Below are 18,827 nucleotides of genomic sequence, written 5' to 3' on the forward strand. Positions count from 1 at the left end.
GCGCGGCTGTCGCGCGGCGCGCCGGGTTCGGATCCGATGCGTGACGGGTTCAGATCCAGCCGCGGCGGGTGGCCTCCATGGCGATCTGGAAGCGGGTGCGTGCGCCGACGCGGTTCATCAGTTTGGTGACGTGGCGCTGCACGGTGCGTTCGCTCCAGCCGAGTGCGCGGCCGGCGGCCTTGTCGGTGGCGCCTGACGCCAGCAGGGCCAGCAGCCGGGTCTCCTCCTCGGACAGGTCGGGGGTGGCGGGGGTGCCGAGGCGGACCGGGACGGCGCGGTCCCAGGTCGTCTCGAACAGTGCGATCAGCGCGTCGAGCAGCGGCGAGGGGTGGATGATGTAGGACGCGGTGACCTGGTTGTCGCCGGACCGGAGCAGGGGGAGCATCGCCAGGCGGTCGTCGGAGACGGCGAGTTTCATCGGCACCTCGGCGATCCGCGCCTGCTCACCCTGCCGCACCCCGACAATGACGTCGTCCAGCCAGCCCGGCAGCTCCAGAGCGCTCGTGTCGTAGACGACGCGGTACCGCACGCCGCGCCGCAACAGGTCCAGTTCGACGTGGTTGGACTCGGTGTGCCCCTTCGGCGCGGCGTACGGGGGCCGGTCGAAGCCCCGCATCTGCGCGTGCGTGTCCTGCTGCATGCGGACCCAGCGGTGGTTGACCTCGTCCCTGCCGGAGATGACCTCGATCAGCTCTCCGGGGTGCGCGAACCGGGTCCCCGCGCGGTACATCTCCATCAGCGTCCTGATGTGCACGCGGACACCCTGCAGTCCCGCTTCGCGTTCGCGCAGCACGGCCTCCAGCCCGCGGTCCGGCGAGACGGCGACATAACGGACGGGACGGGTGGCCGTCCGGCTGGCGAGGCCGATGCTCGTGAGGGTGCGCAGCGCGCGCCTGACGGCCGATTCCGGCAGGTGACAGTCCTGGACCAGTTCGGCGCCTGTGGCCTGCGTCCGGCGCACCAGCGCGTCGTACACCGTCTCGTCCTGCTGGCTCAACCCGATGGCCTCTAGCACTACGTCTCCACCTCGTCCTGCCGGCTCGACCCGACGGCCTCCAGCACGAGGCCTCCGCCGACGTAACCCCCGATGAACCGGCTCATTGTCGCATTCACGCCACCTGTCGGGTATTCGCCGCTTCATCGCCTTGAGCGGCTGTCGCCTGACATGTCAGCGTTTTGCCTGCGTCCCCGCGTGCATCCCCCCGAAGGAGCCTCAATGTCGTTGTGCGCCCCGCGTTCGCGCGGGCGACGCCTGATCGTCGCGGTGTCGCTGACCCTCGGGTCGCTGCTGACGGCCCTCCCCGCGGTTCCCGCGGCGGCACAGGAGCCCCCGGCCGACCCCTCTCACGCAGGCAAGATCGCACCGGAGTTGCTGCGCCGGCCGGGTGACGCGAAGGCCCGTGCCGGCGACCGCGTCGAGGCGGTCGTCATCGTGAACGCTCCCGAGCCCGCCGGGACGGCGCCTCCCGCCGACGTACCCGGCGAACTGGAGAAGACGGCCGAGGCCACACAGGCCCCGGTGGCCGGCCTGGTCGAGTCCCATGGGGACCAGGTGCTCAACACGTTCTGGCTGAAGAACATGCTCCTGGTCCGGGTCAGGCCCGCCACGCTGGACGCGCTGGCCGCGTCTCCCCTGGTGAAGCGGGTCATCCCCAACTTCAGGCTGACGGCGCCTGAGACCGCGCCGCGCCAGGCGGCGGCCGAAGGGGAGACCACCTGGGGCATCGAGAAGATCGGCGCCGACCGGGTGCGGAGCGAGCGCGGCCTCACCGGCGAAGGCGTGCGCGTCGCGGTGCTCGACACCGGTGTCGACATCACCCACCCCGACCTCACCGGCAGGCTCGCCACCGACGACGCCGCCGACCCGTACTTCCCCGGCGGCTGGATCGAGTTCGGCCCGGACGGCAGGCCGCTGCCGACCATGCCGCACGACAGCAGCTACCACGGCACCCACGTGGCCGGCACCATCGCCGGAGGCGACGCCTCAGGCACGCGGATCGGTGTGGCGCCGGGGGTCGAGCTGATGGCCGGCCTGGTCATCCCCGGTGGCAACGGCACGCTGGCCCAGGTGATCGCCGGCATGCAGTGGGCCGTCGCGCCGTACGACAGGAACGGCAGGCCGGCCGGCGAGCCGGCCGACATCGTCAGCATGTCGCTTGGCGGTGAGGGCTTCTCCGACGAGATGATCGAGCCCACGCGCAACATCCTGCGGGCCGGCGCGTTCCCGTCGTTCGCCATCGGCAACGACTGCCTGCCAGGCGGATCGGGCAGCCCCGGCAACGTGTTCGAGGCGGTCGCGGTCGGCGCGACCGGCCCCGGCGACGAGGTGCCGGACTTCTCCTGCGGCGGCGTGGTGCGGCGTGCGGACTGGACGGACGCGCCAGGCGAGTGGCCGGACACCTACGTCGTGCCGGACGTGTCCGCACCCGGCGTGGACGTGCTGTCGGCCGTACCCGGCGGCGGCTACCGCGAGGCCAGCGGCACCTCGATGGCCACGCCGCACGTCTCCGGCGTCGTCGCGCTCATGTTGCAGGCCCGGCCGGAGCTCGGGGTCGCCGAGGCCCTCGCCATCCTGGAAGGCACGTCCTTCTCCGACGACCGGTACGGCCCCCGGCCCAACCCGCGGTACGGCGCCGGCCGGATCGACGCCCACGCCGCGGTCGCCGAGGCCGCGCTCACCAGTGGGGTGCGCGGCACCGTCACCGACGGAAAGACCGGTGAGCCGCTGGCCGGCGTGACCGTCACCAGGAGCGGCACGGGCCGCGCGGTGACGACCGACGCCGGCGGCCGGTTCGAGTTCCGCGCCGCCGCGGGCTCCTACGACCTGACCCTGACCAGGTTCGGCTACAAGCAGCGGCAGGCCGGCGTCGTCGTGCGGCGGGACCGCTTCACCGGCACGCGGATCGAGCTGGACCGGACCCGGCGCGGGACGATCTCCGGCCAGGTCGTGTACGGCCCGACCGGCACCACCGTGCCAGGCGCGGCGGTCACCGTGCTCGGCGTGCCGGACCGGCTGACCGGCGCCACCGACCTGCACGGCAGGTACACCATCGCCGGTGTGCCGGAAGGCGACTATCAGGTGGCCGCCGCCGCACCCGGCGTGTCACGGTCCGGCCCCGCGAACGTGCGGGTCCGTACCGGGACGGCGCGGCTGGACCTCGCGCTCCCGGCACCGCCTCCCACCGAACGGGTGTCCCTGACGGCCGATCACAAGCAGGCCGGTGGCGACGTGTGGTGGCCGCGCGTCAGCGCCGACGGCAACCACGTGGTGTACGCCAGCGCGGCGTCCAACCTGGTGCCCGACGACACCAACGACGACCTCGACGTCTTCGCGACCGACCTGCGCACCGGGGAGACCGAGCGGGTGTCGGTGGCGTCGGACGGCACGCAGGCCGACGCGTTCTCGCTGGTCCCGATGGTCAGCGCGGACGGCAGGTTCGTCGGGTTCAACAGCGGCGCCACCAACCTGGTCCCCGGTGACACCAACGGCGTGGCCGACACCTTCGTGCGCGACCGGCTGGCCGGCACGACCGAGCGGATCTCGGTGGGGCCGGACGGCACGCAGGCCGACGACATGTCGTCGCAGCCGTCGTTCAGCGCGGACGGCAGGTTCGCGGTCTTCATCAGCGACGCCACCAACCTGGTCGCCGGCGACACCAACGGCGTGACCGACGTGTTCGTACGCGACCGGGCCGCCGGCACGACCGAACGTGTGTCGGTCGGCGACGGCGGCGTGCAGGGTGAGGCGTCGTCGCGCGAGCAGAGCATCAGCGCCGACGGCCGCTACGTCGCGTTCGAGAGCGCGTCGGCGAACCTCGTCCCCGGTGACACCAACGGCGTGCACGACGTGTTCGTGCGCGACCGGGCCGCGGGGACGACCGAGCGGATCCCCGTGCCGGACGGAACCGAGCCAGGGAGCCCGGTCATCAGCGCCGACGGCCAGGTCGTGGTGTACATGGCGGGGTTCCAGATCTTCGTCTATGACCGGAAGGCCGGCACGACGACGCGGGTGTCGGCGGCCCTGGACGGCACACCGGCCGACAGCCTGTCGTTCGCGCCGTCCCTCAGCGACGACGGCCGCACCGTCGCCTTCTACACCTACGCCGCGAACCTGGTGCCGGGTGACACCAACGGCCAGACCGACGTCTACGTGCGCGACCTGGCCGCCGGCACGCTCGAACGGGTCTCAGGCGGACTCGGTGGCGCGGAAGGCGACGGCACGTCCGAACTTCCGGCGCTCAGCGGCGACGGACGGTACGTCGCCTTCCAGAGCACGTCGGCGAACCTCGTGGACGGTGACACCAACCGCAGGTCCGACATCTTCCTGCACGACCGCCGACCCGGCCCCGAGCCGCGGTTCGCCGTGTCCACGCTGGAGATCACCCCGGCCACCGCGCACCCCGGCCGTCCGGTCCGCGTCACGGCGTGGGTGAAGAACGTCGGCGAGAAGGCCGGCGCGTACGTCGCCGACCTGGTGGTCGGCGACCGGCCCGAGCCACGCCGCACCGTCCAGGCCGCCCCCGGCACGGCGGTGCGCCTCACCTTCGAGGTACGCCGCACCGAACCCGGCACCTACACCGTGCGCCTCGGCCCGCTCACCGGCACCTTCACCGTGTCCAGGCGCTGACCCCGCGGCCGTCCGGACCATCCTCCCGGCCGGCCCGACCCCGTCCCATGGCCGGACCCACTCCCCCGGCCGTCTGACCCCGTCCCGTGGCCGGACCGTCCCGCCGGCCGGCCACGGGACGCCGTACGATCCCGGTGGCCGTACGATCCTGGTGTCGGTCGCACCGCAGCGAAACCGGGAGGTCCCCTTGACCGGCCCGCCGCCACCCCCCTCGGGGCACGACTCCCCCATCAGGACCGAGCGCCTCACCTTGCACCCACTGCAGGTGTCCGACGCCGAGGAGATGGCCGCGGTCCTGTCGTCCCCCGCTCTCTACGTCTACACCGGCGGCACCCCGCCGACCCCCGCCGCGCTGCGTGCCCGTTACGAGATCCAGGTCCGCGGCCACTCACCGGACGGCACCGAGGAGTGGCGCAACTGGATCCTCCGCCTCCACCCCGGCGGCACGGCCGTCGGCACCGTCCAGGCCACCATCCCCACCGGTTCCTCGTGGGCCGAGATCGCCTGGATCGTCGGCGAGCCGTGGCAGGGCCGGGGGTACGCCAAGGAGGCCGCCGCCGCGCTGGCCGGCTGGCTGGCGGCCCGCGGCGTCCCGGTCGTGCAGGCCCACATCCACCCCGGCCACCAGGCCTCGATGGCCGTGGCCGCGCATCTGGGCCTCGTCCCCACCTCGCGCTTCGACGACGGTGAGCGCCTGTGGCGCGGCACCGTCCCCCTCCCTCGCGCGGAGCCTTGAGCAGATGGCCCGCTCAGGAGGCCAGTTCGCGTTCGATGCTTCTCAGGTTGTGGCGGGCCAGGGCCAGATTGGCGCGCTCGCGGTTGAGGGCCAGGTACAGGAACAGGGAGCTGCCGGTGTTCGGGATGAGGCGGATGATGTGGTACTGACGGTCCAGCGTGATCAGGATGTCCTCGATCCGCTCGTCGAGGTTGAGTGAGGCCAGCGCACGCAGCTTGGCCCTGACGACCTCGGTGTTCGCCGCCGCCGCGACTTCGACGTCGAGCTCACGGCCGCCGCCGATGTAGCCGAGCGACATGCCGCTCTCGTAGTCGACGAGCGCGACGCCGATGGCGCCGGTGATGGTCATGGCTTCTTTGAGAGCGGTGTCGATGTTCATCTGCTTCTTTCCTGAAAGGCAAGTCCGACAGAAGTCTTGACCGTTTGATGATCAACAGTGACACACTGTCGGTTTACGGATACGGAGGCATTAAAGTACCGTTAGCCACCGCCGATAGTGAAGGGCCGATGCGTATCCGTCACCACCGGCGGCCACGCTCCGAGGCGGTTCACCGGTGTTCCCGCCTCCCGTAGGAAGGCGGGAACATGCGTCTCCCCGTTTTCCCCACCTCAGGCCCCACCCTGTGGACCGTCGGCATCCGCCGGCTTTTCCGCAGGTCAGCTCCATATATCGGACAGGAGAACATGAACGGCCCCGACCCTGAGCCCTCTGGCACCGGCACGGGCCCGATCGAACCGGTCCTGCTGAGCTGCGGCGAGGAGGGGTTCACCGGGACGCTCAGGGCCGACGGCGACCCCGGCGGCACCGTCCTGTTCCGGAACGGCCTGGTGGTGGCCGCCTCCAGCCCGGCGACCCCCGGCCCGGAGTCCCTGCTGCTGCGGTCCGGCAGGGTCGGCGAGGAGGACTGGTCCCGCGCCTACACCGCCGGCGCGCCACGAGGCGACCTGGCCGGCGAACTGGTCAAGATCGACGGCCTCGGTGTCGCCGGACTGGAGAGCGTCTGCCTGTCCGCCGTGTTCGACGCGGTGTTCGCCATCGCGTGGTGCGGCCCCGGGGACATCGCCCTCGAACTCCCCGGCCCGGACGACCTGCCGCCGCAACTGCCCGCCGACCCAGGCGTGGACCCGAGGCGCCTCGTCCGAGAGACGGCCCGCCGCCTGGAGAGCACCGCCGCGTGGGCACCGTTGGGTCTGACCATGCGCAGCCGTCCCGTCGCCGTCGCACCGGGCTCGGTACCCGCGATCTCCCCCGCGGCGCTGCGGCGCGCCATCCTGGAGCACGCCAACGGCCGCAGGACCGCACGGGACATCGCCTTCACCATCGGCCGCGGCCTGTTCGCCGTCCTGACCGAGACCGCGCTCATGATCGAGGACGGCCTGCTCTCCCTCGGCCGCACTCCCCCCGCACCCTCCTCGACAGGCATCACCGAGCCCTTGGACCTGCCACTGCGCCGGCCGGGAACCAGCAAGGTCGTCGACGTCCTCCCCGTCACGGGGACCACTCCACCACCGCGGCGCAGACTTCTCGCTCCCCGAAGCATCCGGCCCCCCTCCGCCGGCGAAGAACTGTGAGCGACCCCCGCCGCCGCGGCACCGCGGCCACCGACACCGTCAGATGACGAAGACGAACAGGAAGGCCGTACATGAGCCACGACGAAGTGCTCACCGAACTCCACGCGCTACGTGACCGCATCACCGGCGTCACCGAGACCGCCGTCGCCTCGGTGGACGGCCTGCTCGTCACCGCCGACACCGACGGCGCACGCCCCGAAGTCCTCGCCGCCCTCTCCGCCGCCACGCTGGGCCTCGGCAAACGCACCGGCAGCGAAATGGGCATGGGCGAGCTCCGCGAAGTCGTCATCCGCTGCGCCACCGGCTACGTCGTCGTCTACGCCATCCGCAGAAGCGGCCTCCTCGTCGTCCTCGCCGACGAGGGCCTCGACGTCATGCGCCTCCACGTCGAATCCCGCCCCACAGTCGAACGCCTCGGCCTCCTGCTCGACGGCGTGCCCGCCGACTACTAGGAAGCGTGAAACCGCCTGGCGGCGGTCACCGGACGGGGAGGCCGGTGACGGCGCGGCCGATGATGAGTCTCTGGATCTCGCTGGTGCCTTCGAAGATGGTGAAGATCTTGGCGTCTCTGTGCCAGCGTTCCACCGGGTGGTCTCTGGTGTAGCCGGCGCCGGCGAGGATCTGGATGGCCTGGTCGGTGACCCAGACCGCGGTTTCCGCGGCGACCAGTTTGGACATGGAGCCTTCGGCCTGGGGCATGGGGCGGCCGGTGCGGGCCAGCCAGGCGGCGCGCCAGGTCATCAGGCGGGCTGTGTCGATTCTTGTGGCCATGTCGGCGAGGAGGAAGGCAATGGCCTGGTTCTCGGCGATCTTGCGGCCGAACTGTTCTCTGGTGCCGGCGTAGTCGCGCGCGTACTCGTAGGCGGCTCTGGCCACGCCTACGGCCATGGCGGCCACGGTGGGGCGGGTGGTCTCGAAGGTGCGCATGGCGGGTTGCTCGCCGCTTCTGCCGCCCTCGCGGACGCGGGCCAGGCGTGCGTCGAGGCGGTCCTTGCCGCCTAGGAGGCAAGAACCGGGGAGGCGGACGTCGTCGAGCACCACCTCGGCGGTGTGGGAGGCGCGGATGCCGTGTTTGCGGAACTTCTGGCCTTGGGTCAGGCCCTTGGTGCCAGGGGGGACGACGAAGGTGGCCTGGCCGCGCGCGCGGAGTGCGGGGTCCACGGAGGCGACGACGACGTGGACGTCGGCTATGCCGCCGTTGGTGGCCCAGGTCTTGGTGCCGTTGAGCACCCACTCGTCCGTGGCCTCGTCGTGGACGGCGCGGGTGCGGATGGCGCCGACGTCGGAGCCGGCGTCGGGTTCGGAGGCGCAGAAGGCGGCGAGTTTGACGTCGCCCGCGGTGCCGAACATCGCGGGAAGCCACTCGCCTTGCTGCTCGGGGGTGCCGGCCGCGGCGAGCGCGGCGGCGGCGAGGCCGGTGCCGGCGATGGACAGGCCGATGCCGGCGTCACCCCAGAAGAGCTCCTCGAAGGCGACGGGGATGCCGAGGCCGCTCGGGGCGAACCACTGCTGTGCGAAGAAGTCCAGGGAGTACAGGCCGATCTTGGCGGCCTCCTGGATGACGGGCCAGGGGGTCTCCTCGCGCTCGTCCCATTCGGCGGCGGCGGGGCGGATCACGGTGGCGGCGAACTCGTGCACCCAGTCGCGGACCTCACGCAGGTCGTCGCCGGGGTCGAGACTGAAGCCGCCGGTGGGCTCTGACATGCCGCAACCCTACTGGCATCCAGGCCGCGCGCATCCGAGACCGGGCCGTCGATGTCCGGTCTCGGATGCGTGCGTCAGTCGGCCGTGGCCGCGGCTCCGGCTACCGCCGTACGCCGCTCACTCGCCGGCGGACGCGAGGGTCACCGGGTCGTCGGACAGGGGCCCGTGGGGGTGGCCGTGCTTGTCGCGGTAGGAGGCCTGGGTCTGGGTGTTCAGGATGTCGAACTTGACCTTCTTGGCGGGGTCGGTACGACGGTCGTTGATCTTGATGACGTCGAAGCCGCGGTTGAAGTCGCTCGCGTAGATGTGACCGTTGTAGTAGTAGGCGGACCAGAAGCCACCCGAGCCCTCGGCCGCGGGGCCGCGCTCGAAGTAGCCGATCTCCTCGGGACGGGACGGGTTGGTGAAGTCCCAGATGGAGGCGCCACCCTGGTACCACGCCTGCACCATGATGTCGCGGCCCTCGACGGGGATGAGCGAGCCGTTGTGCGCGACGCAGTTCTCGGTGTCGGCCTGGTAGCGCGGAATCTTGAAGTAGGACTTGAAGACGAACGTGCCGCGCGAGATGTCGTAGATGGCGTCGGCGCCGCGGTTCGGCCCGGTGGCCTCGTTGCAGGTCGCCGCGCCGCCGCCGCCGAGCTCGTCGGTGAAGACGACCTTCTTGCCGTCGTTGGTGAAGGTCGCCGAGTGCCAGAACGCGAAGTTCGGGTCGGTGACCCGCGCGGTCACCACGGGGTTCTCCGGGTCGCGGATGTCGAACAGCACGCCGTCACCCATGCAGGCACCCGCGGCGATGTTCCGCTCGGGGTACACGGTGATGTCGTGGCAACCGGACGTCGGGACCAGCAGGCCGGGCTGGGTCTCGTTGCCGCCGTCGGGGAACACGACCGGGGTGGCGACCACCGCGGCGGACGCCGGGTCGCGCAGCGGCACCTTGACGATCGAGATCTTGTCGTGCGGCGGCAGGCAGTCGGGGAACGTCGCCTGCGGCAGGTACGACGACACGTACAGGTAGACGTTGCCGCGCCGCTTGTCGGGGAGCAGCGTGTGAGTGTGCGACCCGCAGTTGGTCTCGACCGACTTGACGTACCGGGGGTTGGCCTTGTCGGTGATGTCGAAGATGCGGATGCCTTCCCAGGACTCCTTCACCGACGCGGGCTGCGCGACGCTGGCGCAGGAGTCGTTGTTGCGGGAGGAGTCCACCGAGGCGAACAGCAGGTTGCCGTACACCGAGATGTCCATCTGCGAACCGGGGCAGACCACGGAGCTGACGAGTTTCGTCTTCTTCGGATTCTTGATGTCGTAGATGGAGAAGCCGCCGTAGTTGCCGACGTAGGCGTAGTCGCCCTGGAAGGCGATGTCGGTGTTGATGGTGGCGGCGAGGCTCGCCGGCTTGGGGATGTTGGCGACATGCTGGACGTTCGGGCTCATCACGATCTCATCGGTGCCCGGGATGTCCGCAGCCTCGGCCGGGAACGTGGACAGCACGAGGGCCGCCGCCGCACCCACCAGGACCAACAGCCGGCTGACGCGTCCGGCGCCGCGGGGGATGGACAACACTCAGGTACCCTCCTTGGTACTAAGCGCCACAGGAGAACATATGCTGGCAGATTTTCTCCCAAACCCGAACAGTTGACCATAGGGCACCCTGTCAGCAAAAGGTTCCGACTTGTCGGCTTACCCGAGATCTGTCGCGTGAGTTAGGGTGCACGCGCACGACCAGCGATCTTCTAGGAGGCCGGGTGCGCGCAGCGCTCGCCATCGTCATCGGTGCGGCCGCGGTCGCCCTCGCCGGTTGCGCCGGCGGCGCCGAGCCGCCGCGCGCGACGTCCACCGCTCCGGTCATCGCCCCCGGCAGACCCGGCGAGCAGGCGAGGACGCTGAGCCCCGACGAGGCCGTGACCGCGGTGCCGAGCCCCACCGCGAACGCCGCCGACGTGCGGTTCTTCCAGGACATGGTCGTGCATCACCGGCAGGCGCTCGACATGAGCGCCGCCGCTCCCACGCGGGCCTCCTCCGATGAGGTGAGGCGGCTCGCGGCGCGCATCGCCGACGTCCAGGGGCCGGAGATCAACGCGATGATCCGGTGGCTGCGGCAGCAGGGGCAGCGCGTGCCGGACCACCACGCCGCACACGACGGCATGCCCGGCATGGCGACACCGGAGCAGATGGCGCGGCTGCGCGCGGCCCGCGGGCCGGAGTTCGACCGCCTGTACATCTCGCTGATGACCGCGCATCACATGGGTGCCATCACCATGGCCGCCGGGGAACTGGAGAAGGGTTCGCACACGGTGCCGCTGGAACTGGCGTCCGACATCTCGGTCAGCCAGGCCGCCGAGATCAACCGGATGCGCCGCATCACGATCACCGGCTGAGCGGGGGTCTGCCGGAGGCCGGGGGAACGCTCCCCCGGCCCGGGTCAGAGGTGGATGAGGCTGCCGCCGGGGTCGACGGCGTCGGCGGTGTCGTCGTCGAACCACACGCCGCCGGTGGCCAGATAGCGGAAGCGGTGCACTCCGGCCGGCAGGATCACCGACACGGTGCGGATGCCGCCGCGGCGGCGGCGTAGTTCGTGCCGCCCGGGGCTCCAGTGGTTGAAGTCGCCGACGACGCTGACGACTCCTGTGGGGTGGTCCATCGGCAGAGCAAAGGTGACACGGGTCTTCTGCCCGAAAAGTAGCGTGCGCTTGAGCATCGGTGATCCTCCGGGGTCGGTGCTCCTACCCTGCCGTACCGCCACAAGCGGAGTAATACCGACACGCCTCATGTAACACACATTTCACTGGTAAGTGGGTAACCCGGAACCTGTGCTCGACCAGGGGCGGGTCCGGTTCGTGGTGCGCCTCGCCACCGCGGCATCCCTGACGCGGTCATCTGAGTCGTGAATCAAACGCAGCGGCCTTGAGCATGACAACGGCCGATTCACCCAAGCATGCGACCGGTAGGACAACCGTTTTGCCCCTTTCGACGGCCTCCGCCGCGCTAGGGTTCCCCCTGTGGCACGAGGATTTGGCCGGATACGCCGGGAAGATCTGCTCAAAACCGCCTGCGAGGTGATCGCCGCACAGGGCTTCGGCCACACCCGCACCGTCGACATCGCGCGTGCGGCGGGGGTCAGCCAAGGGCTGCTCTTCTACCACTTCGCCACCAAGGACCGCTTGTTCGCCGAGGCCTTCGCCTACGCCGCGCAGCGCGACCTCGACGCGCTCGCCAAGCTGGAGGAGTCAGGCGGCCCGCCGATGAACCGGCTGCGGGACCTGCTGCGCCTGTACTCGCCGAGCGGCAAGTCCAAGTCGTGGGCCCTGTGGATCGACGCGTGGTCGGAGTCGCTGCGCAGCACGGAGCTGGAGGACGTGTCCCGCCGCATCGACCTGTGCTGGAAGCAGGCGCTGCGCCGCATCCTGGACGACGGGGTCGCCGAAGGCGTGTTCCACTGCTCCGATCCCGACGCCGCCACGTGGCGCATCGTGTCCCTGATCGACGGGCTCGCGGTGCAGGCCACGGTGCACAAACGCGTGCTGACCAGGGCCCGGCTGGCCGACCTCGTGCGCACGGCGACGGCCGCCGAGATCGGCATTCCCCTGGACGCGCTCACCGGCTGACCGGCACGGTCACGACGAGGCGGTGCGAGGCTCCGGCGTGCGCGCGGCGGCGTACTCGGGGATGTCCAGCATGGGGGGACGCTCGCCGGGAAGCACGTCCCGGGTCATCGGCACGTGGCCGGCGGGGCCGCGGCGGAACTGCGTGAGGCCGGCGGCGGGGGTGTGCAGGGAGATGAGCTTGCACTGCCGTTCCAGGCGGGACCACGCGGTGTGCATGATCTGGCCCGCCATCACGCCGAGCGCCTCGGTGGACTGGTGGGAGTGCACCCGGCGGCCGAGGTCGACCTGCGCGAGCGCGCCGAGGCCCGCCTGGTCGAGCAGGTCGATGAGCAGGCCGATCTCCACGCCGTAGCCGGTGGCGAACGGCACCCGTTCCAGTACGGCGCGGCGCGCGGCGTACTCGCCGGCGAGCGGCTGCACGAAACCGGCCAGCATCGGCCAGTGGAGGTTGAGCAGGGGCCGCGCGACCAGCTCGGTGACCCGGCCACCGCCTTCCCCCGCCTCGCGCAGCGGCCGGTCGTAGCAGCCCTTGACCAGCACCACCGACGGGTCGGCGAGCAGCGGGCCGAGCAAGCCCGTGACGAACGACGTGCGGAACTCGCGCAGGTCGGCGTCCACGAACACCAGCAGATCGCCGGTGGTGACGGCGAGCGACTTCCACAGCACGTCCCCCTTGCCGTCCATGGCCGGCAGGCTGGGAAGGATCTCGTCCTGGCCGAAGACCTTGGCACCGGCCCGCACGGCGCGCTCGGCGGTGTCGTCGGTGGAACGGGAGTCGACGACGACAAGCTCGTCCACCAGCGGCGCGGCCTCCATCAGGTCGCGGCGGACGGCGGCGGCGATCTCGCCGACGGTCTCCTGCTCGTTCCTGGCCGGCAGCACGACGCTGATCGTGGTGCCGCCCTTGGCGGCGAGCAGCGCGTCCAGCGGCCAGTCGGCCGACGCGGTGGTCCGGGTGCGCAGCCACTCCTCGACCTCAGGCAGCACCCGCCGACCCCCCGTCACACAACACCCTCATCACTCTATTCGCCCGCGAAACCGGCGTTCCCTCCGAGGTTCAGACGGCGGCATGCCGCTCCAGGAAGGTGTAGACGTCGGCCTCGTCCACGCCGGGGAACGAGCCGGGGGGCAGCGCGGCGAGGACGTGGGAGTTGGCGCGCGCGGACGGCCAGGCGTACCCCTCCCAGCGCTGGGTCAGCTCGGCCGGCGGCCGGCGGCAGCAGTCCCCGGACGGGCACTCGGACCGGGTGCGGTTGGTGGTCTCCCTGCCGCGGAACCACCGCGACTCGCGGTACGGCACGCCGAGGGTGATCGCGAAGTCGCGCTCACGGGACGGGTCGACGTGCGCCACGCAGAAGTAGGTGCCGGTCGGCGAGTCGGAGTACTGGTAGTGCACCGAGAACCGGTCGGGGGACAGGAACACCTGGCGGCCCGACCAGCGCAGGCACATGCGCTGGCCCTCGATGGCCCCCTGCTCGTCGGCGGGGAACACGATGCCGTCGTTCTCGTAGGCCTTGTAGATGATGCCGCCGGCGTCGTTGCGCACGAAGTGACACACCAGGTCCAGGTGGTGCGTCGCGAGGTTGGTGAAGCGGTGCGCGGCCATCTCGTAGGAGACGGCGAACACGTCGCGCAGGTCCTCGACCGACAGCGCGCGGTCCTGCTTGGCCTCCTTGAGGTACGGCACGGCGGTGGCCTCGGGGACGAGCACGGCGGCGGCGAAGTAGTTGGCCTCGGTGCGCTGGCGCAGGAAGTCGGCGAAGTCGCGAGGCCGGTGGTGGCCGAGCGCCAGGTGGCCGATGGTCTGCAGCAGGATGGTGCGCGGCGTGTGCATGCCGAGCTGCTCGTTCTTCACGTAGATGCGCCGGTTGCGCAGGTCGGTGATGGACCGGACCGACCGCGGCAGGTCCTGCGCGGTGCGCACCGTGTACCCGAAGTGGGTGACCAGGGCCTGCACGGTGCCCTGGGACAGTGGACCCGTGCGGTACCCGACGGCGGCGAGGGCCTCGGCGGCGGCGGACTCGATCTCGGCGAAGTAGTTGCCCTGCTCGCGCTGCTTGAGGCGCAGCCCGGCGTTGGCGGCCCTGGCCTCCTCAGGGGTGGCGGTGCCGCGGGCCTGGCGCGCGCGCAGTTCCTCGTACAGGCCGAGGATGTGTTCGAGCACGTCGTTCGGCACGCGCGCGGACACCTTCAGGCGAGGCAGGCCGAGGCCGGCGTACAGGGGGTCGCGCTGCGCCTCCTCCAGCGCGATCTCCAGCTGCGCGCGGCGGCTCGGGGCCTGGCGGCGCAGCAGTTCCTCGACCGGCACCGACAGCGCGGAGGCCAGCGACTTCAGCAGGGACAGCTTGGGCTCACGCTTGCCGTTCTCCAGCAGGGAGAGCTGGCTCGGTGCGCGGCCGACGCGCTCGCCGAGCTCGGACAGGGTGAGACCACGCTGCTTGCGCAGGTGCCGCAGGCGCTGGCCGAACGCCAGCAGGTCCAACTCCTGCGTCAAAGTCAGCGGTTCTTCTCCCACCAAGGACGCCATGTCTCGATCCTAGGCGCAAAATTCGAGCTTCTTCCAGTGACATCGGTCATCGTGCCGCCGTGACGGGGTGGCGGCGGGGTCAAGGCCGGCTTGGTGCGAAGCACCCATCCGCCGGCACGGCGGAATGTCCCTGTTAGCCGGGGCATCCCGGCAACCACTCCCCGCCACATAGTGAGCCAGGTCACAAGAATTGGTCTAGGCCATTCAGAAAACTTTGCATTTCTTCATGCCAGAAGACCGGCCAGTATTGCTCTATAGCGAAAATTCAGCGACTTTTTCCATGATCAGGGCTATGTGTGAGCCCTGAGTCGTCGCAGACTCGTACCAAGCGCCCAGGGGACGTCAAAGGAGTCAAAATGAAAGATCGCCTCAAGGGAGCTGCGGACGAACTGCGGCGGGAGTGGGAGAGCGACCCGCGTTGGGCGGACGTCGAACGGACCTATACGGCCGAAGACGTCGTCCGCCTGCGGGGCTCGGTCCAGGAGGAACACACCCTCGCACGCCTCGGCGCCGAGCGGCTGTGGTCGCTGCTGCGGACCGAGGACTATGTGCACGCGCTCGGCGCGCTCACCGGGAACCAGGCCGTCCAGCAGGTCAAAGCCGGACTGAAAGCCATCTACCTGTCGGGGTGGCAGGTCGCCGCGGACGCCAACCTCGGCGGCCAGACCTACCCCGACCAGAGCCTCTACCCGGCCAACTCGGTGCCGGCCGTGGTGCGGCGCATCAACAACGCGCTGCTGCGGGCCGACCAGATCACCTGGTCGGAAGGCGACCGCGGGGCCCCGCACTGGCTCGCGCCGATCGTCGCCGACGCCGAAGCCGGGTTCGGCGGCGTGCTCAACGCCTTCGAGCTGATGAAAGGCATGATCGCCGCCGGTGCCGCCGGGGTGCACTGGGAGGACCAGCTCGCCTCGGAGAAGAAGTGCGGCCACCTCGGCGGCAAGGTGCTGATCCCCACCGGCCAGCACATCAAGACACTGAACGCGGCCCGCCTCGCCGCCGACGTGTGCGACGTACCCACGTTGATCATCGCGCGGACCGACGCTCAGGCCGCGACCCTGCTGACCAGCGACGTCGACCCCCGTGACGCGGTGTTCACCACCGGCGACCGCACCGCGGAGGGCTTCTACCGGGTGCGCAACGGCGTGGACGCCTGCATCGCGCGCGGCCTCGCCTACGCGCCGTACTCCGACCTGCTGTGGATGGAGACCTCCACGCCGGACCTGGACGTGGCGCGCCGCTTCGCCGAGGCGGTCAAGGCGCAGTATCCCGACCAGATGCTGGCGTACAACTGCTCACCGTCGTTCAACTGGAAGAAGCACCTGGACGACTCCACGATCGCCAAGTTCCAGCGCGAGCTCGGCCACATGGGGTACCGCTTCCAGTTCATCACCTTGGCCGGCTTCCACTCGCTGAACTACTCGATGTTCGACCTGGCCCGCGGGTACGCCGACGACGGCATGCCGGCCTACGTCCGGCTGCAGGAGGAGGAGTTCGCGGCCGAACGCCGCGGCTACACCGCCACCCGCCACCAGCGGGAGGTCGGCACCGGGTACTTCGACATGGTCAGCACGGCCGTGGCCCCCGACTCCTCGACCGTGGCACTGAAGGGCTCCACCGAGGCCGAGCAGTTCACCGCCGCTCACTGACCCCTGACCAGGGGGCCACGGGTCGCGGCGTCCGGCCCTCACCGCGAGAGGGCCGGACGCCGTGCCAGGTGACGGCGGTCAGGCGGGATGCCTGCGGATGAACAGCATGGCCGCGTCGTCCCCGAGCGGCCCGCCGACATGGGAGATCAGGTCGGAGCGCAGCTCGTCGAGCGCGGCCTGCGGGTCGGCGGCCGTGAGCAGCCCGGCGCGTTCCAGCAGCGGGTAGAACGAGCCCGAGCGGTCGCGGGCCTCGATCACGCCGTCGGTGTACAGCAGGATCTGGTCGCCGTCGGTGAACGGGAAGCGGTAGGGCTTCACCCCGCCGTCACCGAGCGCCACCAGGCCGAGCGGGGGACACTCGATCTCGGGCTCGGCCTCGACGACGTCGCCGTCCCGGCGGATGATCAACGGCGCGGGGTGGCCGAAGTTGAGCAGCGAGATCTCGTCCTCGTGGACCTCGCCGATGACGGCGGTGACGAACTTCTCACCGCCGAGGTGCCGCATGAGGCTGTGCTCGACCCGCTCCCCCACGGCCGCGAGGTCCGGTTCGTCGTACGCGGCCTCCCGGAACGCGCCGAGCACCCAGGCCGCCGTCTCCACGGCCCCGAGCCCCTTGCCCTGGACGTCGCCGATGAGCAGGCGGACCCCGTGCATCGTGCTGACGACCTCGTACAGGTCGCCGCCGATCTGCGCCTCGGCCGCGGCGGAGGTGTAGGACAGCGCGATGCGCAGGTCGTCGGCCCGCCGCGGCACCGGACGCAGCAGGACCCGCTGCGCGGCCTCGGCGACCAGCCGGACGTCCGCCAGCTCGCGCTCACGGCGGATGCGCAGATGGCTGGCCAGCGCGCTCGCGCCGGTGACCGCGACGAGGGTCGCGAGCACGAGGTTGTTCTGGGGGGTGAAGAGCACTTCGCTGTAGTAGGCCAGCGGCAGGCTGACCATCAGGGACAGGCCACCGACCGCGAACGTCCTGCGCACGCTGCCCGAGACCGAGGCGAAGGTCGGCCCGAGGGTGAGCAGCGGGAGGAACCCGAGCCGCGGCCCGGCGAGCAGGTCGGTCACCGCGACCAGGCCGACGGCGATGAACGGCAGCGAACTCAGCACCGTCCGCGATCGGCCCTTCGAGTCACCCAGGCGCGTCTTCAGCACCGGTCCGCCGTTCCCGTTCCCACGTCTCCAACGTATCGGCACGTCCGGTCGGCGCGCCATCGGAAGGCCTCTGATTCAGCGTGACCGCCGGATCCGGACACGCCGGGGACGATCATCGTGCCGCCCCCGCGCCTCCGGTCTCAGCCTACCCGCCACCGCTCGGCGTCCGGTTCCTTCAGCACAAGCCCGTTACCCGGAGCGTCCCGCACGGCCGCCACCCGGCCGTCCACCACCGGCCGGGTCCCGTCGAAGAGCATCGACTCGACGCGGACGTGATCGTGGAACCATTCCAGGTGCCGCAGGTTCGGCACGGCCGCGGCGACCGCGAGGTGCTGGTGGGGTGCGCAGTGGCCCGACACCTCAAGGCCGTGCGCGGCGGCGACCGCGGCGGCCCGCAGGAACTCGCTGACGCCGCCGCAGCGGGTCACGTCGATCTGCTGGCAGTCCACGAACGGCGCCATGCGCTCGAAGTACACCAGGTCGTAGCCGTACTCGCCGGCCGCGACGTCGGCGTCCACCGCGTCGCGGACGATCCCGAGGCCTTCGAGGTCGTCGGAGGACACCGGCTCCTCGAACCAGCGCACGTCCAGGCCGGCGGCCTCGCGCATGATCCGGACGGCCTGTTTGCGGGTGTAGGCGCCGTTGGCGTCCACGAACAGTTCCACGTCGTCGCCGACGGTGCGCCGCGCGGCGGCCATGCGGCGCAGGTCGCGGCCGGGCCGCCGTCCCCACGACTCCCCGATCTTGATCTTCACCCGGGGGATGCCCTGCTCGCCGGTCCAGTGCGCGAGCTGCCGGTGCTGGCGTTCCTCGTCGTAGGTGGTGAACCCCCCGCTGCCGTACACCGGGACGTCGTCGCGCACACGGCCGAGCAGCTGTGCCAGCGCCAGGCCGTGCCGGCGGGCCTTGAGGTCCCACAGCGCGCAGTCGGCGGCCGACAGCGCGCACCCCGCGACGCCGGGACGGCCCGCGTTGCGCAGCCGCCGCGCCATCGCGGCCCAGGCACGCGGCACGTCGTCGGGGTCGAGGTCCGCCACGGCCGGCGCCAGCATGCCGGTCACGATCCCCGCCGCGGCGACCGGCGCGTACGTCCACCCGAGGCCGGTGATCCCGCTTGAGGAGGCGTGCGCGACGACGGCGGTGGTGCCGGTCCACGCGAAGGTCCCGTCGGCCTCGGGTGCGTCGGTGGGGACGTGGTAGGCACGCGCGGTCAGCTCGATCGCCACCGGCGCCTCCGCGAGACGGACCCCGCACGGCACGC

The 18,827-nt window shown here is 71.0% G+C and carries 16 protein-coding genes; 7 read left to right on the forward strand and 9 right to left on the reverse strand.

Going from position 1 to position 18,827, the window contains the following annotated elements; all coding sequences use genetic code 11:
• Nucleotides 1–49: 49 nt before the first annotated feature.
• Nucleotides 50–1,015 (reverse strand): helix-turn-helix domain-containing protein, encoded by a 966-nt coding sequence (locus BJ992_RS17650; RefSeq protein WP_184982372.1) that lies wholly within the window; start codon nucleotides 1,013–1,015, stop codon nucleotides 50–52.
• 201 nt (nucleotides 1,016–1,216) lie between these two features.
• Between BJ992_RS17650 and BJ992_RS17655 the strand changes: the two genes are divergently transcribed.
• Together BJ992_RS17655 and BJ992_RS17660 are read left to right on the forward strand one after the other, a co-directional pair.
• Complete coding sequence (locus BJ992_RS17655; protein ID WP_184982374.1) at nucleotides 1,217–4,627, forward strand: S8 family serine peptidase; 3,411 nt, start codon at nucleotides 1,217–1,219, stop codon at nucleotides 4,625–4,627.
• A 187-nt stretch (nucleotides 4,628–4,814) separates the two neighbouring features.
• Nucleotides 4,815–5,363: a GNAT family N-acetyltransferase gene (locus tag BJ992_RS17660; protein WP_246496686.1), complete on the forward strand. Its 549-nt coding sequence runs from the start codon at nucleotides 4,815–4,817 to the stop codon at nucleotides 5,361–5,363.
• 13 nt (nucleotides 5,364–5,376) lie between these two features.
• On the opposite strand, the gene BJ992_RS17665 is transcribed toward BJ992_RS17660, so the two are convergent.
• Nucleotides 5,377–5,742 (reverse strand): hypothetical protein, encoded by a 366-nt coding sequence (locus BJ992_RS17665; RefSeq protein ID WP_184982376.1) that lies wholly within the window; start codon nucleotides 5,740–5,742, stop codon nucleotides 5,377–5,379.
• A 305-nt stretch (nucleotides 5,743–6,047) separates the two neighbouring features.
• Here BJ992_RS17665 and BJ992_RS17670 point away from each other — a divergent pair, with 305 nt between their 5' ends.
• Nucleotides 6,048–6,935 (forward strand): hypothetical protein, encoded by an 888-nt coding sequence (locus BJ992_RS17670; protein WP_184982378.1) that lies wholly within the window; start codon nucleotides 6,048–6,050, stop codon nucleotides 6,933–6,935.
• 71 nt (nucleotides 6,936–7,006) lie between these two features.
• Entirely contained in the window at nucleotides 7,007–7,387 is a 381-nt protein-coding gene (locus tag BJ992_RS17675; RefSeq protein ID WP_184982387.1) for a roadblock/LC7 domain-containing protein, read from the forward strand.
• Between the two features lie 25 nt (nucleotides 7,388–7,412).
• On the opposite strand, the gene BJ992_RS17680 is transcribed toward BJ992_RS17675, so the two are convergent.
• Both BJ992_RS17680 and BJ992_RS17685 read right to left on the reverse strand, forming a co-directional pair.
• The gene (locus BJ992_RS17680) at nucleotides 7,413–8,639 is read right to left on the reverse strand and encodes an acyl-CoA dehydrogenase family protein (RefSeq protein WP_184982389.1); all 1,227 of its coding nucleotides are present in this window, start codon (nucleotides 8,637–8,639) and stop codon (nucleotides 7,413–7,415) included.
• A gap of 117 nt (nucleotides 8,640–8,756) precedes the next feature.
• Entirely contained in the window at nucleotides 8,757–10,196 is a 1,440-nt protein-coding gene (locus tag BJ992_RS17685) for an LVIVD repeat-containing protein (RefSeq protein WP_246497349.1), read from the reverse strand.
• 185 nt (nucleotides 10,197–10,381) lie between these two features.
• Here BJ992_RS17685 and BJ992_RS32925 point away from each other — a divergent pair, with 185 nt between their 5' ends.
• Nucleotides 10,382–11,014 (forward strand): DUF305 domain-containing protein, encoded by a 633-nt coding sequence (locus BJ992_RS32925; protein WP_184982391.1) that lies wholly within the window; start codon nucleotides 10,382–10,384, stop codon nucleotides 11,012–11,014.
• A 44-nt stretch (nucleotides 11,015–11,058) separates the two neighbouring features.
• On the opposite strand, the gene BJ992_RS17695 is transcribed toward BJ992_RS32925, so the two are convergent.
• On the reverse strand, nucleotides 11,059–11,334 hold the full coding sequence (locus BJ992_RS17695; RefSeq protein WP_184982393.1) for an isoamylase early set domain-containing protein: 276 nt from the start codon (nucleotides 11,332–11,334) through the stop codon (nucleotides 11,059–11,061).
• A gap of 301 nt (nucleotides 11,335–11,635) precedes the next feature.
• Here BJ992_RS17695 and BJ992_RS17700 point away from each other — a divergent pair, with 301 nt between their 5' ends.
• The gene (locus BJ992_RS17700) at nucleotides 11,636–12,241 is read left to right on the forward strand and encodes a TetR family transcriptional regulator C-terminal domain-containing protein (RefSeq protein WP_184982395.1); all 606 of its coding nucleotides are present in this window, start codon (nucleotides 11,636–11,638) and stop codon (nucleotides 12,239–12,241) included.
• Between the two features lie 9 nt (nucleotides 12,242–12,250).
• Here BJ992_RS17700 and BJ992_RS17705 read toward each other — a convergent pair whose 3' ends face one another.
• Both BJ992_RS17705 and BJ992_RS17710 read right to left on the reverse strand, forming a co-directional pair.
• Entirely contained in the window at nucleotides 12,251–13,228 is a 978-nt protein-coding gene (locus tag BJ992_RS17705) for a glucosyl-3-phosphoglycerate synthase (protein ID WP_184988364.1), read from the reverse strand.
• Between the two features lie 70 nt (nucleotides 13,229–13,298).
• Nucleotides 13,299–14,768, reverse strand: a complete 1,470-nt coding sequence (locus BJ992_RS17710; protein ID WP_425503673.1) for a helix-turn-helix domain-containing protein — start codon at nucleotides 14,766–14,768, stop codon at nucleotides 13,299–13,301.
• Between the two features lie 356 nt (nucleotides 14,769–15,124).
• On the opposite strand from BJ992_RS17710, the gene aceA reads away from it, so the two are divergent.
• Nucleotides 15,125–16,417: an isocitrate lyase gene (gene aceA / locus BJ992_RS17715; protein WP_184982397.1), complete on the forward strand. Its 1,293-nt coding sequence runs from the start codon at nucleotides 15,125–15,127 to the stop codon at nucleotides 16,415–16,417.
• A 78-nt stretch (nucleotides 16,418–16,495) separates the two neighbouring features.
• Here the strand turns inward: aceA and BJ992_RS17720 are convergent, their stop codons facing one another.
• Nucleotides 16,496–17,566 carry a SpoIIE family protein phosphatase gene (locus tag BJ992_RS17720; RefSeq protein ID WP_221474873.1) on the reverse strand — a complete coding sequence of 357 codons (1,071 nt, stop codon included), beginning with the start codon at nucleotides 17,564–17,566 and terminating at the stop codon, nucleotides 16,496–16,498.
• 140 nt (nucleotides 17,567–17,706) lie between these two features.
• On the reverse strand, nucleotides 17,707–18,792 hold the full coding sequence (locus tag BJ992_RS17725; protein ID WP_343072717.1) for an enolase C-terminal domain-like protein: 1,086 nt from the start codon (nucleotides 18,790–18,792) through the stop codon (nucleotides 17,707–17,709).
• Nucleotides 18,793–18,827 lie beyond the last annotated feature (35 nt).

The sequence above is a fragment of the Sphaerisporangium rubeum genome (assembly GCF_014207705.1).
Taxonomy (GTDB): Bacteria; Actinomycetota; Actinomycetes; order Streptosporangiales; family Streptosporangiaceae; genus Sphaerisporangium; species Sphaerisporangium rubeum.

Bases quoted from the DNA above. Each gene is read 5' to 3' on its own strand.
- BJ992_RS17710 (WP_425503673.1), bottom strand. From the start codon at position 14,768: ATGGCGTCCTTGGTGGGAGAAGAACCGCTGACTTTGACGCAGGAGTTG.
- BJ992_RS17680 (WP_184982389.1), bottom strand. From the start codon at position 8,639: ATGTCAGAGCCCACCGGCGGCTTCAGTCTCGACCCCGGCGACGACCTG.
- BJ992_RS17695 (WP_184982393.1), bottom strand. From the start codon at position 11,334: ATGCTCAAGCGCACGCTACTTTTCGGGCAGAAGACCCGTGTCACCTTT.
- BJ992_RS17670 (WP_184982378.1), top strand. From the start codon at position 6,048: ATGAACGGCCCCGACCCTGAGCCCTCTGGCACCGGCACGGGCCCGATC.
- BJ992_RS17675 (WP_184982387.1), top strand. From the start codon at position 7,007: ATGAGCCACGACGAAGTGCTCACCGAACTCCACGCGCTACGTGACCGC.
- aceA (WP_184982397.1), top strand. From the start codon at position 15,125: ATGAAAGATCGCCTCAAGGGAGCTGCGGACGAACTGCGGCGGGAGTGG.
- BJ992_RS17665 (WP_184982376.1), bottom strand. From the start codon at position 5,742: ATGAACATCGACACCGCTCTCAAAGAAGCCATGACCATCACCGGCGCC.
- BJ992_RS17655 (WP_184982374.1), top strand. From the start codon at position 1,217: ATGTCGTTGTGCGCCCCGCGTTCGCGCGGGCGACGCCTGATCGTCGCG.